General features: G+C 65.7%; 8 protein-coding genes and 2 pseudogenes. 5 read left to right on the forward strand and 5 right to left on the reverse strand.

Translation table 11 applies throughout. From position 1 onward, the window contains the following. Positions 1–33: 33 nt before the first annotated feature. Positions 34–3,846 (forward strand): autotransporter domain-containing protein, encoded by a 3,813-nt coding sequence (locus tag ACSKB9_RS36725; protein WP_438079301.1) that lies wholly within the window; start codon positions 34–36, stop codon positions 3,844–3,846. 774 nt (positions 3,847–4,620) lie between these two features. Here the strand turns inward: ACSKB9_RS36725 and ACSKB9_RS36730 are convergent. The 5 genes and pseudogenes from ACSKB9_RS36730 to ACSKB9_RS36750 form a co-directional block, all read right to left on the reverse strand. Next, complete coding sequence (locus tag ACSKB9_RS36730; RefSeq protein WP_438079303.1) at positions 4,621–5,400, reverse strand: alpha/beta fold hydrolase; 780 nt, start codon at positions 5,398–5,400, stop codon at positions 4,621–4,623. A 5-nt stretch (positions 5,401–5,405) separates the two neighbouring features. Then, positions 5,406–6,702 (reverse strand): annotated as a pseudogene (locus tag ACSKB9_RS36735) (O-acetylhomoserine aminocarboxypropyltransferase). Between the two features lie 107 nt (positions 6,703–6,809). Beyond that, positions 6,810–8,114, reverse strand: a complete 1,305-nt coding sequence (pncB, locus tag ACSKB9_RS36740; protein WP_028334374.1) for a nicotinate phosphoribosyltransferase — start codon at positions 8,112–8,114, stop codon at positions 6,810–6,812. Between the two features lie 61 nt (positions 8,115–8,175). After that, positions 8,176–11,717 (reverse strand): annotated as a pseudogene (locus tag ACSKB9_RS36745) (molybdopterin cofactor-binding domain-containing protein). Further along, the gene (locus tag ACSKB9_RS36750) at positions 11,717–12,184 is read right to left on the reverse strand and encodes a (2Fe-2S)-binding protein (protein ID WP_438079305.1); all 468 of its coding nucleotides are present in this window, start codon (positions 12,182–12,184) and stop codon (positions 11,717–11,719) included. Before ACSKB9_RS36750 ends, ACSKB9_RS36745 begins: the two are co-directional and overlap by 1 nt. A 275-nt stretch (positions 12,185–12,459) precedes the next feature. Between ACSKB9_RS36750 and ACSKB9_RS36755 the strand changes: the two genes are divergently transcribed. The 4 genes from ACSKB9_RS36755 to ACSKB9_RS36770 are packed head-to-tail and all read left to right on the forward strand — an operon-like array spanning position 12,460 to position 16,759. Further along, positions 12,460–13,908 carry a 6-hydroxynicotinate reductase gene (locus ACSKB9_RS36755; RefSeq protein ID WP_438079307.1) on the forward strand — a complete coding sequence of 483 codons (1,449 nt, stop codon included), beginning with the start codon at positions 12,460–12,462 and terminating at the stop codon, positions 13,906–13,908. Then, a complete protein-coding gene (locus ACSKB9_RS36760; RefSeq protein WP_438079309.1) occupies positions 13,905–14,915 on the forward strand; it encodes a UPF0280 family protein in 1,011 nt (336 codons plus the stop codon). Before ACSKB9_RS36755 ends, ACSKB9_RS36760 begins: the two co-directional genes overlap by 4 nt. Positions 14,916–14,931: 16 nt before the next feature. Further along, positions 14,932–15,516, forward strand: a complete 585-nt coding sequence (locus ACSKB9_RS36765) for an amino acid synthesis family protein (RefSeq protein ID WP_016842455.1) — start codon at positions 14,932–14,934, stop codon at positions 15,514–15,516. A 28-nt stretch (positions 15,517–15,544) separates the two neighbouring features. Then, on the forward strand, positions 15,545–16,759 hold the full coding sequence (locus ACSKB9_RS36770) for an ABC transporter substrate-binding protein (RefSeq protein WP_438079310.1): 1,215 nt from the start codon (positions 15,545–15,547) through the stop codon (positions 16,757–16,759). Positions 16,760–16,897 lie beyond the last annotated feature (138 nt).

The raw sequence follows: 16,897 nt of genomic DNA on the forward strand, positions 1-16,897 counted from the left end.
GTGGAAATGCGATCGGCGCGGACAACGCACCGAGTGGGCAGGGCGGCTCGCGCCGTTCTGCTCGTCTCCTCGGCGCTGGTCGCCGCGGCGCTGCCGGCATCGGCGCAGGACGCCACTTGGCTCACCAGCCCGACCAGCGGCGATTTCAACGCGGCCGCCAACTGGACCCCGGCCGCGGTCCCGACCGGCACCGCCTTCTTCGGCACCTCCAACCAGAACAACGTGTCGTTCTTGGCCGATACCTTCGTCGGCGGTTGGACCTTCAATGCCGGGGCGTCGAGTTACACCTTCACCAACGGACAAACTCTGGCCTTCAACGGCGCCGGCATCGTCATCAACGGCGGCAGTGCCGCCATCACCAACAACAACACTTTGGTTTTCCTAGCCACCAGCACGGCCGGCAACGCCGCCATCACCAACAACATCGGCGCGGCCCGTTTCCTCAACACCAGCACCGCCGGCAGTGCCACCATCACCAACCAGGACGCTCTTGAATTCTTCAACAGTAGCACGGCTGGCAACGCCACCATCACCAACAACGCCTTCCTCCGCTTTTTCAGCACCAGCACCGGCGGCACGGCGCGGCTCATCAACGGCGCGGGCGGGAACATCGATCTGTCGTCGCTCACCAGTGCCGGTATCACGGCGGGCTCGATCGAGGGTGCGGGCACCATCAGCCTCGGTTCGAAGAACCTGCAGGTGGGCGGCAACAATCTGTCGACCACGTTCTCCGGCATTCTGCAGGATGGAGGTCTCGGCGGCGGTACCGGCGGCTCGCTCACCAAGACCGGCACCGGCACGCTGACGCTCTCGGGCGCCAACACCTATACCGGCGCGACCACGGTCGACGGCGGCACCTTGACCGTGGACGGCTCGATCGCCAGTTCGACCCTGACGGTGAACGCCGGTGGCACCCTCAACTTCAGCGGCGCCAGCAGTGCTGGCAGCACCTCCATCATCAACAACGGCGGTGGCAGCCTCAACTTCTTCAACTCCAGCACCGCTGGCAGCGCCTCCATTACAAACAACAGCACCATCCAGTTCTTCGACACCAGCACCGCCGGCAGCGCCACCATCAATAACGGCCTTGCCAACCTGTACTTCTTCAACAACAGCTCGGCCGGCGCCGCCACCATCACCAACAACTTCGGTATCGAGTTCAGGGATAGCAGCACGGCCGGCGCCGCCGTCATCACCAATAACGGCGCCGGCGTACTCAACTTCCACGGCACCAGCACCGCTGGCAGCGCCACCCTCACCAACAACGCTCTTATCCAGTTCTTCGACACCAGCACGGCAGGTAGCGCCGGCATCACCAACAACGGCGCCCTCAATTTCAACGGCGCCAGCACTGCCGGCAGCGCTGCCATCACAAACACAGCTACCGGCAGCGTCGGTTTCGCCGGCGCCAGCTCGGCCGGCAGTGCCACCATCATCAACGACACCGGCGCAACGGTCAATTTCGGCGCCACCGGCAGCGCCGGCAATGCCACCATCACCAACCAGGGCACCGTTGGCTTCTTCAACACCAGCACGGCGGGTAGCGCCTCCATCGCCAACACCATCACCAACAGCGGCGTCCTGTTCTTCGCCGACACCAGCACGGCGGGCAGCGCCACGATCGCCAACACCCTGGGAATTGTGGAATTCCGCAACGGCAGCACGGCGGGCAGTGCCACCATCACCAACGGCTCCCTCCTGAATTTCAGGAACAGCAGCACGGCCGGCGGCGCCACCATTACCAACAGCAGCGCCCTGGGATTCCGCGACAGCAGCACGGCCGACAACGCCACCATCACCAACAATAACCTCACCCAGTTCTTCAACACCAGCACGGCAGGTAGCGCCAGCATCACCAACAACGGCCGCCTTCGGTTCGTCAATACGAGCACGGGCGGCACGGCGCGGCTCATCAACGGCGCGGGCGGGAGCATTGATCTGTCGCTGCTCAGCAGTGCCGGCATCACGGCAGGCTCGATCGAGGGCGCCGGCGCGATCTTCCTCGGCTCGAAGAACCTGCAGGTGGGCGGCAACAACCTGGCGACCACATTCTCCGGCGTTCTGCAGGATGGAGGTTTCGGCGGCGGCAGCGGCGGCTCGCTCACCAAGGCTGGCACCGGCACGCTGACGCTCGCGGGCGTCAACACCTATACCGGCGCGACCGCGGTCGACGGCGGCACCTTGATTGTGGACGGCTCGATCGCGAACTCGGCCCTGACGGTGAATGCCGGCGGCACGCTCGGCGGCAGCGGCACGGTGGGCAACACCACCATCAATGGCGGTGCGCTGGCGCCCGGCAACTCGATCGGCACGCTGACCGTGCAGGGCAATCTGGTGTTCACGTCGGCTGCGAGCTACCTGATCGAGGTCTCGCCGGCGAGCGCCGACCGCACCAATGTGGCAGGCACTGCGACGCTCGGTGGCGCCACCGTGCGCGCGACGTTTGCGGCCGGCACCTACGTCGCCAAACAATACACGATCGTCAATGCCAGCGGCGGCGTGATCGGCACATTCAGTTCGCTGGTGAACACCAACCTTCCGTCGGGCTTTACCCCGAGCCTGAGCTACGACGGCAACAACGCCTATCTCGATCTTGCGCTCAATTTTACGCCGCCGAACGGTCCAACGCCGCCGGACTTCGGCAGCGGCTTGAACGTCAACCAGCGGAACGTCGGCAACGCGCTGATCAACTTCTTCAACACCACCGGCGGCATTCCGCTGGTGTTTGGCACATTAACACCGACAGGCCTGACCCAGCTGTCCGGCGAGATCGGCACCGGCGTTCAGCAGACGACGTTCAACGCGATGGACCAGTTCATGGGCGTGATCAGCGATCCCTTCATCACCGGGCGCGGCGATCCCATCGGTGGGGGCGGCAGTCCGAATGCCTATGCCGACGAGAGCATGGCCTATGCCGCCAAGGGCAGTGGCCGCGCCAGGAGCGAGCGCGACGCTTACGCTGCGCTCTACACCAAGGCGCCACCGCTGCAGCCTTCCTTCGAGCAGCGCTGGAGCGTGTGGGCGGCCGGTTTTGGCGGATCGCAGCGGACCGACGGCAATACGGTCGTCGGCTCCAACGATACCCGGAGCAGCGTCTATGGCGTGGCGGTCGGCGCCGACTACCGCTTCTCGCCGAACACCATCGTGGGGTTCGCGCTGGCCGGCGGCGGCACCAATTTCGCGGTGGCCAACAATCTCGGCGGTGGCCGCTCCGACCTGTTCCAGGCCGGTGGCTTCATCCGGCACAATGTCGGGCCGGCCTATATCACCGGCGCCGTGGCCTATGGCTGGCAGGACGTCACCACCGATCGGTTTGTGACGGTGGCTGGCGTCGATCAGTTGCGCGCGCAGTTCAATGCCAATGCCTGGTCGGGGCGCGTCGAGGGCGGCTATCGCTTCGTCACGCAGGGTTTGGGCGTCACGCCATATACGGCCGGGCAGTTCGTCACGTTCGATCTGCCGACCTACGCCGAGCAGGCGATCGTCGGCAGCAACATCTTTGCGCTGGCCTATAATTCGAAGAGCGTCACCGATACGCGCAGCGAGCTTGGCCTGCGCACCGACAAATCCTTCGCCATGCCGGACGGCATCCTCACCTTGCGCGGGCGTCTCGCCTGGGCGCACGACTTCAACCCGGACCGCGACGTCGCTGCCACCTTCCAGACCTTGCCTGGCGCCAGCTTCGTTGTGAACGGCGCGGCGATGGCCGCCGATTCCGCGCTCGTCACGGCGTCATCCGAGATGAAGTGGCTCAACGGCTGGTCGGCGGCCGCGACCTTCGAGGGCGAGTTCTCCAACGTCACGCGCTCCTACGCCGGCAAGGGCGTCGTGCGGTACACGTGGTGAGCGTAACGGCAGCTACTTGCAGTTCTGCTCATGGTCCCTCTCGGACTTTCGACCATGTCCGCTTTCGCGCTCCTGTCTGGGCCATAGCAGACATCCAATGCGCGTGGTCCGAGCCGCCTCGATTTATGAGTACACGTCCTGGCTCGTGATAGTCGATTATCTCCAGTTCTTCCGGACCCGCGTCGGTCCACCGGAACACGACCCGCCATTGGTCATTGATACGGATCAAGTGCTTACCCGCCAAGTTGCCCTTGCAATGGCATGGTGGGTGAGAATTTTCGGCCGCGATCGCGACGGACGCGTACGCTGTAGCGCAGGCGCCTTCGAGCATGGTGAGATTAAGCTGCGCTGGAACGGTGTCGAAAGTTCACCTCTCCCCGACGGGGAGAGGTGAACCAAAAGCGCGGCAAGCCGATTCAAGCAAAACTCATCCCACTGCATGAATTCGGAATAATAGAAGATATCGCTGAGTTGCCCCACACGTCAAGTGGTTTCTCCGATTGCCGGCGCCCGCCCGTCTCCTTTGCATGGGGTTGTTTTCGATATTTTGGGGTGGTAGCGGCAAAAGGCACTTCGAATGCGAAGGCATCGGAGCCGGCCGAGGGTCTGTCTCCGCGGATAGGGACCCCTCATCCGGCGCCGTAGCCGACGCTGCGCGTCGGCGTTGTTTAGAAACGGCGGCCGTTTGCCGCCTATGTCACCTTCTCCCACATCCGCCTTCGCCAAGGCTACGGCGGACATGAGGGGAGAGGGGAAGGGGAGCTTGCGGCGTGGCTACTGCAGCGCTGCCAGCAACTCGTCGGGCTGCTCGACCATCATCATGTGGCCGGCGCCCGATAGCACCACGGTGCGGGCGTTCGGCGTCGCGGCGGCGAGTGTCTTGCCGGCCTTGGCGGGGGTCATCATGTCGCGCTCGCCGAGGATGAAGGTGGCGGGCACCTTGACCGCGGCCGCCGCCGTGAGCGCGTTCTGGTAGGCGTTGCAGGCGTTGAGGTCGTTGTACAGCACGCCGGGCTTCGCCTCCTGCAGCACCCGCTGCGCGCCCTGGTGCATCCACAGGCCCGGCGCGAGGCTGCCGCCGAGCTCGGCCTTGAAGCCGAGCCCCCAGATCGAGACCATGTCGATCGCAGCGACGTCATTGGCTTCGGCGGCCTTCAACAGATCGGGACCGACCGTCATGGTCGCGGCGGTGCCGATCAGCGCGAGGCCGGAGACCTTGTCGGGATGCCGCGCCGAGGTCTCGATTGCGATCAGCGAGCCCATCGAATGGCCGATCAGCCGGGCCTTCGCCGCGCCGGCGGCGCTGATCAGTGCGGCGATCCAGTCGGCCATTTCGGCAATGGTCGAAAGCGGCTTGCCGGCGGAGCGGCCGTGGCCCGGCAGATCCGGCGCCAGCACGGAAAAACCGTGATGGGCGAACCAGCGGCTGTGCAGCGCCCAGGTCGAGGAATCGAAGCCTGCGCCGTGGATCATCACCACCGCCGGCAGCGACGGATCGAACGGCTTGCCGCCGGTCGCGATGAAGGTGTCTGATCCGTTCACGGAAAGCTGCATGGCGCTCAAGTCCTTTGCGAGGCGCGCAGCGCCTGGCCGAGATCGTCGATGATATCCTCAGCGGTTTCGATGCCGACCGACAGCCGCACCAGCTCCTCGCCGATGCCGGCGGCCTTGAGCTGCTCGGCATCCATCTGCTGATGCGTGGTGCTGGCGGGATGGATCACCAGCGTCTTGGCGTCGCCGACATTGGCGAGATGGCTGATCAGCTTCAGGGACTCGATGAACTTCTTGCCGGCGGCGCGGCCGCCCTTGATGCCGAAGCTGACGATCGAGCCGGCGCCGCGCGGCAACAGCTTCTTGGCCAGCGCGTAATCCGGATGCGTCTCCAGCGAGGGATGCAGCACCCAGTCGACCGCCTTGTTCGCGGTGAGGGCGTCCAGCACCGCGTGGGTGTTGCTCGACATGGCGGTCCATGCGGACGCCGAGCGTCTCGATGCCCTGCAGCAGCTGGAACGCGTTGGTCGGCGACAGGCAGGCGCCGAAATCGCGCAGGCCTTCGGTGCGGGCGCGCATGATGAAGGCGGCCTTGCCGAACTGCTCGTCGAAGACGATGCCGTGATAGCCGGCATAGGGCTCGGTGAGCTGCGGGAATTTGCCGGAGGCGCGCCAGTCGAACCGCCCGCCATCGACGATGACGCCGCCGATCGCGATGCCGTGGCCGCCCATCCACTTGGTCGCCGAGTTCATCGCGATGTCGGCGCCGAGCTCGATCGGCTGGCTGAGATAGGGCGTCGCAAAGGTATTGTCGATCAGCAGCGGAATCTTCGCATCATGCGCGATTTGCGCGACGGCGGGGATATCGAGCACTTCGAGGCCGGGATTGCCGATGGTCTCGCCGATCACGAGGCGGGTATTCGGCTTGATCGCGGCACGGAATTCGTCGAGCGCACGCGGCTTCACGAACGTCGTGGTGATGCCGAACCGCGGCAGCGTGTGCGCCAAGAGGTTGATGGTGCCGCCATAGAGCGAGGCGGAGGCGACGATGTGGTCGCCGGCATTGAGCAGCGTCGCGATCGCAAGATGCATCGCGGCCATGCCGCTGGCGGTGCAGATCGCGCCGACGCCGCATTCAAGCGCGGCGATCCGCTCCTCCAGCACTGATGTCGTCGGGTTCGAGATGCGGGTGTAGATGTGGCCGGCGCGCTCTAGATTGAACAGCGCCGCGGCATGATCGGCATCCTGGAACACGTAGGACGTGGTCTGATAGATCGGAACCGCGCGCGCGCCGGTTGTGGGATCGGGGCGCTGGCCGGCGTGCAGGCTCAGGGTTTCGAAGGCAGGCGGCTTGGGTGCGGGCATGCGAAACTCGTCAGGTCAGTCGATGGAATGGTGGGTTGGCGAGGAGTCTTTTATTTGACGCGTTTTCTTCACGCGAACCGGTGTCCACTTCGCTTGAAAACGCTTTGTTAGACGTGAACTGCGGTGCGAACACGGCCGACATTGCCGAACACACGCAAATAGCGCTCGACCTCGGACGGGATGCCGGTCGCCTTCTCCGGATTGTCGGAGAGCTTGACGGCTGGTCGTCCGTCGACCGACGTCACCTTGCACACGATCGAGATCGGGTCGAGCTCGGCGGTGCCGTCGGGCGCGCAGCCGACGAAATCGTTGGTGAGGTTGGTGCCCCAGCCGAAGCTGACGCGCACGCGTCCCTTGAAATGGTGGAACGTCTCCTCGATCGAGCCGACATCCATCGCGTCGGAGAACACCAGCAGCTTCTCCTTGGGATCGCGGCCCTTCTGCTTCCACCATTTGATGATCTCTTCACCGGCCGTGATCGGCGGCGCGCTGTCGGGACGAAAGCCGGTCCAGTCGGCGACCCAATCGGGCGCGTCGCGCAGGAACGGTTTTGTCCCGAAGGCATCGGGCAGCGCGATCAAGAGGTTGCCGCCATAGGTGTGGCGCCATTGGTCGAGGATGCGATAGGGCGCCCAGCGCAGCGCCTCGTCGTCATTGGCGAGCGCGGCGGCGACCATCGGCAGCTCGTGCGCGTTGGTGCCGATCGCCTCGAGGTCGTTGTCCATCGCGAGCAGCACGTTCGACGTTCCGGTGAAGGAGGGGCCGAGGCCTTCCTTCACCGCCTCGACGCACCAGCGCTGCCAGAGGAAGCCATGGCGGCGGCGTGTGCCGAAATCGGACAGCCGCAAGCCGTCCAGCTTGCGCAGCCGCTCGACCTTGGCCCACAGCTTCGCCTTGGCGCGGGCGTAGAGCACGTCGAGCGCGAAGCGGCCGTAGGTCTTGGTCGCCGCGCGCGAGCGCAGCTCGTTGAGGATCGCGAGCGCCGGAATCTCCCACATCGTGGTGTGGGTCCACGGCCCGTGGAAATGCAGCTCGTACTGGCCGTCGACCTTGTGCAGCTCGTATTCGGGCAGCCGGAAGGTCGAGAGCCAGTTGATGAAGTCGGGCGAGAACATCTGGGTCTTGCCGTAGAACGTGTTGCCCGCGAGCCAGATCAGCTCCTTCTTGGTGAAGCGGATGGTGCGGGCGTGGTCGAGCTGGGCGCGCAGCTCGGCCTCGTCGATGACCTCGGCGAGCCGGATATGGGTCGAGCGGTTGATCACCGAAAAGGTCGTGCGCGTGTCCGGATAGCATTCCCGGATCATCTGCTGCATCAACAGCTTGTAGAAATCGGTGTCCAGCAGGCTGCGCACGATCGGGTCGAGCCGCCAGCCGTGGTTGTAGGTCCGGGTCGCGATATCTGTCACGGTCATGCGGGAACCTTAGCCTGCCGGGCGCCGCCCGCCCAGTGGGTATCGGGCGGAACATGGCAGGTCAGCGCGCTATGGTCTGCCGTATACGGCCGACGGTGGCGGCGACATCGGCCCAGGCCGGCTTGTCAGGGGCAAATTGCCGCCGCAGGAAGGTGACGAGCTCGGCGACCTGGCCGTCGCTCATGCTGTCCTTGAACGCCGGCATGTAGCCCAGATCGGTCACGGCCGGCTTGGCGATGCCGTGCAGGATCACCTGGATCAGATTGTCGGGCGCGTCGCTGTGCAGATTGCTGTTCAGCGCCAGCGACGGCCGGCTGCCGAACAGCGGCGGGCCGCCGACCTCATGGCAGACCGCGCAGGCGCCTTGATAGATCCGCGCTCCGGCCGAGGCGGCGGTGGTGACGACGGTGCCGGCTTCGAGCTTCGCGGCAATGGCATCGTGGGCCGGCCGATCGGTGCCCTGGTTGAACGAGGCGAGGTAGACCGCCATCGCGCGAATGTCCTGGTCGGCCAGCGCGGCGAGCTCCTGCACGACCGGCGCCATCGGTCCCGCGGCGACGCCGTGCAGGCGGACTCGCCGGTGCGCAAATAGGCGTAAAGCTCGTCCTCGCTCCAGGGGATCGGCGCCTTCGACAGCGACGTCAGCGCCGGCGCCTCCCAGCCCTCGGCGAAGCCGCCGGCGAGATAGGCGCGCTGCCGTTCGGCGCCGAGCGCATTGCGCGGCGAGTGGCAGGCGCTGCAATGACCGAGCCCCTCGATCAGATAGGCGCCGCGATTCCACACTTCCGATTTAGTGGGATCACCTTGGAACGTGTTGGGCCGATGGAACAGCGCATTCCATCCGGCAAGCAGCGGACGCAAATTGAACGGAAAGGCGAGCGCGTTGGCCGGCGTCTCCGCGCGCACCGGCGTCCGCGCCATCAGATAGGCATAGAGCGCCTGCAGGTCGGCATCACTGGTCCTGGCGAAGTGCGTGTACGGGAACGCCGGATAGAGATGGCGCCCGTCGCGATGGATGCCATCGCGCATCGCGCGCTCGAAGGCGGGATAGGACCAGGCGCCGATGCCGGTGTCGACATCGGGCGTGATGTTGGTGGTGTAGATGGTGCCGAACGGCGTCTCCAGCGGCCGGCCGCCGGCATTCAGGACGCCATGCTCCGACGTGTGGCAGACGGCGCAGGCGCCGAGCGCTGCAAGCTCCTTGCCACGGGCGATCGTCGCAGCGGAATAGACCGAGGCGTCGGGCCGGGCGATTGGCGCGATCGCGCGCCAGGGCAGCACGGCCGCGCCGATGCCGATCGCGGCTGCGCAGAGTGCGGCGATGCCGGCAAGGATCCCGCCACGCTTTACAAACGGATTCTGCCATCTGTTGAGGTCGGCCGTCCGCGCAGGCGGCGGGAGCGGGGCGGGCGCGACCGGCTGCTCGCCGCGCAGTCCCTTCAGGATGCGCTCCGGCGTGAACGGCAATTCGCGGAAGCGGACCCCGGTCGCGTCGTAGATCGCGTTGGCGATCGCGGCGGCACTCGGCACCGAGGCGGACTCGCCGACGCCGAGCGGTGGTTGATCCTGCCGCGGCAGCATCAACACATCGATCTTCGGCAGCTCAGGAAACTTGATGATGGGGTAGGCGCCCCATTCCCGCGCCGCCACCGCGCCGCGCTCGAAGGAGACCTCCTCCATCAGCGCGCGGCTGGTCGACTGGATGACGTTGCCCTCGATCTGGTGCCGCACCCCCTCCGGATTGATCATCAATCCGGAATCCTGGCCGGCGACGACGCGGGTCACGCTGACATCGCCGGTCGCCTTGTTGACCGCGACGTCGGCGATCCATGCCGACCACGCCGCGCCGTAACCGGGAAACTTGCTGTGCACGTAGAGCGCATAGGCAAAGCCGCGGCCGCGCACGATGTCGCCGTCCGCCTCGGGCTCTTTCCACACCGGGCGCGGCGTCCAGCCGGCGCGCTCGGCAACGGCATTGACGAGATCGATCGCGCGCTTATCCTTCAGATAGCGCAGCCGGTACTCGATCGGATCGACCCCGGCCTCCGCCGCAAGCTCGTCGATGTAGGATTCATGCGCAAAGGTGTTCGGCAGCGCCGAGACGCCGCGAAACCATGACGCGCGCACGATCGGCGGCATGTCGTTGGCGATCACGCGCATGTTCTCGTAGTCGTAGGGCGGGATCGCGGTGCGGTCGCCCATCTCGAACACCGCGGCTTCAGGCGCGATCCGCCCCGAGAGCAGCAGCGCCAATGTCGGCGCGCCGTTGGACGGATAGCGCGTCGCAAAATCGTAACCGGCGACGCTGCCGTCGGCGTTGAGCCCGCCGTTGACGTCCATCAGCTGCGCGGTGCCCTTCGGCTCCCAGGCATGTTCCTGCTCGCGGGTGAGCTGCACACGCACCGGGTGGCCGACCGCGCGCGACAGCAATAGCGCATCGGCGGAAACATCGTCGGCGCAGTTGCGGCCGTAGCAGCCGGCTGCCTCCATCCGGATCACGTCGATCTCGGATTCCGGTCGCTGGATCAGCAGCGCGAGGTCGCCGCGCAGGATGTGCGGGTTCTGCGTGCCGGACCAGACCCGGATCGCGCCCTCGCTGTAATCGGCAACCGCGCATGATGGCCCGATCGAGCCGTGCATCTGGTAGGGCCAGAGATAGGTCCGCTGCATCGGCTTGGCGGCCGCCTTGATCGCGGCGTCGACGTCGCCCTTGTCGATCAGCTGGCGCGAGGTCGAGGGATTGGCGCGCAGCGCCTTCTCCACGTCGGCAAGATCGGTCAGCGCCGGTCCCGGCTTCCAGCTCACCTTGAGCTGCGCGGCGGCCTTGATCGCATTCTCCTCGCGTTCGGCAACGACGCCGACGAAATCGCCGATCCGCACCACCGCGACGAGGCCTGGAATATCGCGCACCGAAGCTTCATCGACCGTAATCAGGCTGGTGCCGACGAACGGGCCGGCATCGACGCCGGCGTAAGGGGGGCGGACCACGCGGCCGTGCAGCATGCCGGGCACGCGCACATCGTGAACGTAGACAAGCTCGCCGGTGGCCTTCGCCAGCACGTCGACGCGCGGCACGGACTTGCCGACGACGGAATAGGCGCTCACGGCCTTGACCGGAACGTCGTCGGCAAGATCGAGCCGGATGGTTTCGTCCGCGATCAGCTCGCCATAGCTGACGCTGCGGTTGTCGTGGCCGCGGATCAGGCCGTCCTCGATCGCGAGGCTACTCGCCGGCAGCTCAAGCCGCTCGGCCGCGCGTGCGAGCAAGAAGTGTCGCGCTTGCGCGGCGGCCTTGCGCAGGGGAACGGCCGTGATCTGGATGGTCTCGCTTGCGATGGTCGGGCCCTGGTTCGGCACCACGGCGGTGTCGCCAAGGATCACGACGACGCGGGCAAAGGAGACGTCGAGCTCCTCGGCAACGATCTGTCCGAGCGCGGTGCGGATGCCGGTGCCGAGATCGACATGGCCGTTATAGGCATTGACCGTGCCGTCGGCCGTGATGGTGATGAAGGTCTCGAACTCATCTTCGGCGCCCAGCACCGCAGGGCGGACGACCGACAGCGAGCCGCGCTGGCGTTGCTCAGGAGCCCGTGCGTCCACCATCAATCGCGCGCCTCAAGGGCGTGACCGGCCGCGCGCATCGCCGCGCGGATGATCTCGATATGCGCGCCGCAACGGCAGAGATTGTAGCGCAACGCCTCCAGCACCTCATGCTCGGACGGATTGGGATTGCGCATCAGCAAGGCCTTGGTGGTGATAATCATGCCGTTGAGGCAATAGCCGCACTGCGCGGCCTGTTCGCGAATGAAGGCATCCTGCACCGGATCGGGATGCTCGCGGCTGCCGAGGCCTTCGAGCGTGACGATATTGCGTCCGGCGCAGCCCTCGATCGGAATCACGCAGGCGCGGGCGGCGACTCCGTCGATCAGCACCGCGCATGCGCCACACTCGCCGAGCCCGCAGCCATATTTCGGCCCGTTCAATTCGAGGTCGTTGCGCAGCACGTGAAGCAATGCGGTGTCGGGAGCGGCGTCGACATCATGATTCCTGCCGTTCACGGTCAGGCGCATTGCCCCGGTTCTCCCTTGATGTTTGCGCTGCAACGTCAGCGTCGGATCGCCGACGAGGATAACGTTTGTATACAAACGTGCAAGCGGCGGCATGCCGCGCTGCAGCGCGTGCCCGCTTTATGAACAGGGTGCGCACGCGAAGGGCACGGTTTGATTGCAAAGGCCGCTTGACAGGTAACGGGCTCGCGCGCAGGATCATTCGTATACGAACGATATGCATAGGAGGCGGAAGCGCAGTATGATCGACCGCCGCCAGAAGTCCAGGCTTGGTCACGATGGCTGACACAATGACCGTCGCCGCCGGCGACAAGATCCGCTGCGATGCCTGTCCGGTGATGTGTTACATCAAGCCGGGCGCGGCCGGCGCCTGCGACCGCTATGCCAACCATGACGGCACGCTGGTGCGCGTCGATCCGCATGTCGTGCTGGAGCGCACCGTGTCGCATGGCGGCAAGCTGGTTCCGTTCCAGGTGAGCGGCGATTGGGACGGCAAGATCGTCCGCCAGCCCGAACTGTTCGTCACCGCGATCGGCGCAGGAACAACCTATCCGGATTACAAGCCGGCGCCCTTCATCGTGTCGTCGGAGGTCGACGGCGTCGACATGGTCACCGTGGTGACTGAAGGCATTTTCTCGTATTGCGGCGTCAAGGTGAAGATCGACACCGACCGCTACCTCGGCCCGGAAACCGCGACCGTGCGCGCGGACGGTGAGGCGGTCGGCCATGTCACGACCAGCGAATATGGCTCGCAGATGCTCTCGCTCGGCGGGGTGCATCATTTGACCGGCGGCTCCAAGAAGGAAGGCCGCGTCACCTGCGACACGCTGATGGATCTCTCCAACTGCAAGGCGGTCGAGTTGACCATCGACGGCGGCGCCACCGTCGTGGTGCAGGCCGGCAGGCCGCCGATCGTCAATGGTGTGGCAGAAGAGCGCATGCGGGTCGGCTGTGGCTCGGCGACGATCGGCATGTTCGCCAAGCAATGGCACGGCAAGGTCGATGAGGTCGTGGTGGTCGACGATCACATCACCGGCGTGCTCAGCGAACACCAGGCCGGCAAGCTGCTCGACATCGCCGACACCGGCATCAAGATGAAGGGGCGGCGCTCGACGCCCGGCCGCTATTTCCAGGTCGCCGATCCCGGCACCGGATGGGGCGGCACCAACATCTCCGATCCGCTGTCGATCCTCGGCCCCTTCAATGCGAAGGAGGCGCGGCCCGGGCTCACCATGCTGATGGTCTCGACCACCGGCGAGCATGCGTCCTACTACGTGCTCGACGAGGCGCTGAAGCCGATCGAGACCGAGATGCCGGCGGACCTCAAATTTTCGGTCGAGCGCATCCAGGAGAATCGCGAGCCGGCGCTGTGCACCGTGCTGTTCATGGGCGGCGCGGGCGGATCGCTGCGCGCCGGCGTCACCGATAATCCGGTGCGGCTGACGCGCTCGGTGAAGGACGCGCTGACGCGGGTGACCAGCGGCGGTGCGCCGGTCTATGTCTGGCCCGGCGGCGGTATCACCTTCATGGTCGATGTCACGCAGATGCCGGCCGGCGCCTTCGGCTACGTGCCGACGCCGGCGCTGGTGGCGCCGATCGAGTTCACGATGAAGCTGTCGGACTACGCGGCGCTAGGCGGCCACATGGATTACGTCCGGCCGCTGTCATCGCTGCGGGACAGTGCCGAAGTCCGGCCGATGCCGTTTCTCCCCGGGCGGCGCGCATGACCAGAGCGTTTTCCAGCGAAGTGGATACCGGTTCGCGCAAAGAAAACGCGTCAAAACGAGAATCTAGAGCCCCGTTCCGATTCCATCGGAACGGAAAAGGCTCTAGCCTCCCGCAAATCGCGCTTCTTCCTGACGGCAAGCGGCTGCATTTGCAGGACGGCCCGATTGATCTGGTCATCGAGGCCAAGGGTAATGACAAGGACGTCAGCGCCGCCTATCAGGCTGCGGCGGCGCGCTTCACCGGCTTGCTCGACGAACTCTGCGCGGAACTGGCCGAACTGCGCAGCGCAGCCGCTCCGGGCGGGTGCACGCTGAAAGGTGTGGTCGCACAGCGCATGCATGCGGCGGTCGCGCCGTTTGCCGCCGATTGCTTCATCACGCCGATGGCAGCGGTTGCGGGCTCGGTCGCCGAGGAAATTTTGGGCGCGATGCTTGAGGCCGCGCCGCTCGACCGTGCCTATGTCAACAACGGCGGCGACATTGCCCTGCATCTCGGCGACGGCGAACAATTCACCGTCGGTCTGATGGACCGCCCGGACCGCCATGGCGTGATGCGCACCATGACGGTCGATGCCGACACGCCGGTCCGCGGCATCGCGACCAGCGGCCGCCACGGCCGCAGCTTCTCGCTCGGCATTGCCGATGCCGTCACCGTGCTGGCGCGGACGGCCTCGCAGGCGGATGCCGCGGCGACGGTGATCGCCAATGCGGTCGATCTGCCCAATCATCCCACGATCCTGCGCGTTCCGGCGAGCGAGCTGCAGCCCGACAGCGACCTCGGCGCGCGGCTGGTGACCCGCGATGTCGGGCGGCTGGCGGAACACGAGGTCGAGCAGGCGCTCGAGGCGGGGGCGGCGCGGGCGCGCGACCTCCTGATGTCGGGATTGATCGAGGGCGCGGCATTGCGTCTACTGGGCGAAACGCGGCTTGTCGGTGCAACTGGGATTGGGGCGCCGGCATCGCACGCGTTACAGAGAAGAACGACAGAACACCTGCTGCAGGCATGACCGGGAGCGAGGCAAGATGAGCGCCGTCATTCGCAAGATCGTCACAGTGGTCGAGGAGACCCATCTGGAGATGGGCAAGACCATCGCACCGCCGACAAGGCGGGCCGCCGCGATCGCCGTAATCGAGAACCCCTTTGCCGGCCGCTATGTCGAGGATCTGTCGCCGCTGATCGCGATCGGCGAGGAACTCGGCGAACTGCTCTCGAAGCGGGCCGTCGCCGCGCTCGGCATCGACGGCGCCAAGGCGCACAGCTACGGCAAGGCCGCCGCCGTCGGCGAGAATGGCGAGCTCGAGCATGCGGCGGCGATCCTGCATCCGAAGATGGGCGCGCCGGTGCGCAAGGTGCTGTCGAAGGGCGCGGCGCTGATCCCGTCGTCGAAGAAGCGCTCGGGGCCTGGCACCACGCTGGATATTCCGCTCGGGCACAAGGACGCGGCCTTCGTGCGCAGCCATTTCGACGGCATGGAGGTGCAGATCAACGACGCGCCGCGGGCCAACGAGATCATGGTCGCGGTCGCGGTGACCGACAGTGGACGGCCGCTGCCGCGCGTCGGCGGGCTGACGGTCGGCGAGATCAAAGGCGAAGACGGATTGCGATAATCTCTTTGAAGAAAAACTGGAGGACGGGATGCGTGGTTATTTCGTAGGGGCGGGATTGGCGATCGCGGTCGCGACCATGGCAACGAGCGCCATGACGACGCAGGCCATGGCGCAGAGCGAAATCAAGATCGGCGAGATCAACTCTTATTCCTTGCTGCCGGCGTTCACCGAGCCCTATCGCAAGGGCTGGCAACTGGCGGTGGAGGAGATCAATGCCGCCGGCGGTATTGGCGGCAAGAAGCTCGTGGTCGTTTCCAAGGACGACGGCGGCAAGCCGGCGGATGCGCAGACCGCGGCCAACGAGCTGGTGTCGAGCGAGAACGTCGCGATGCTTACCGGCACGTTCCTCTCCAACATCGGCCTTGCCGTTTCCGACTTCGCCAACCAGAAGAAGGTGTTTTTCCTTGCGGCTGAGCCTTTGACCGACGCGATCACGTGGTCGAAAGGCAACCGCTACACGTTCCGCCTGCGTCCGTCGAACTACATGCAGGCGGCAATGCTGGTGGAAGAAGCCGCAAAACTGCCTGCAAAACGCTGGGCGACGATCGCGCCGAACTATGAATACGGCCAGTCGGCGGTCGCGGTGTTCAAGAAGCTGATGTCGGCGAAGCGGCCCGATATCCAGTGGGTCGACGAGCAGTGGCCGCCGCAGGGCAAGATCGACGCCGGCCCGGTGGTGCAGGCGGTTGCGGCGGCGAACCCGGAAGCGATCCTCAACGTCACCTTCGGCGCAGACCTCGTCAAGCTCGTGCGCGAAGGCAACACCCGCGGCCTGTTCAAGGGCCGCACCGTGGTGAGCTTCCTGACCGGCGAGCCGGAATATCTCGATCCGCTCAAGGACGAGACGCCGGAGGGCTGGATCGTCACCGGCTATCCCTGGTACGCGATCAAGACGCCGGAGCATGACGCGTTCCTGAAGGCCTATCAGGCCAAGTACAACGACTATCCGCGGCTCGGCTCGATCGTCGGCTACCAAACCATCAAGGCGGCGGCGGCGATCCTTGCCAAGGCAGGTTCGAGCGATCCGGAGAAGCTGATCGCGGCGGCGGAAGGCATCTCGATGCCGTCGCCGTTCGGCGAGATCACCTTCCGCAAGATCGATCACCAGTCGACGCTGGGCGCCTTCACCGGCAAGACCGCGCTGAAGGACGGCAAGGGCATCATGGTCGACACCGCCTATCGCAAGGGGGCGGATTATCTGCCCAGCGATGCCGAGATCGAGAAGCTGCGGCCGAAGGATTGATTTTTTCTTCTCCCTCGCCCCGCTCTTGCGGGGAGAGGCTTAAACTTCTCCTTCTCCCCGTTCTTACGGGGAGAGGGTTGGGGTGAGGGGCTATCTCCGCGAACGAGCGCGCGGAGAGTCCCCTCACCCGAAACTCAA

Source organism: Bradyrhizobium sp. BR 1433 (genome assembly GCF_051547665.1).
In the GTDB taxonomy this organism is placed as follows: Bacteria; Pseudomonadota; Alphaproteobacteria; order Rhizobiales; family Xanthobacteraceae; genus Bradyrhizobium; species Bradyrhizobium australafricanum.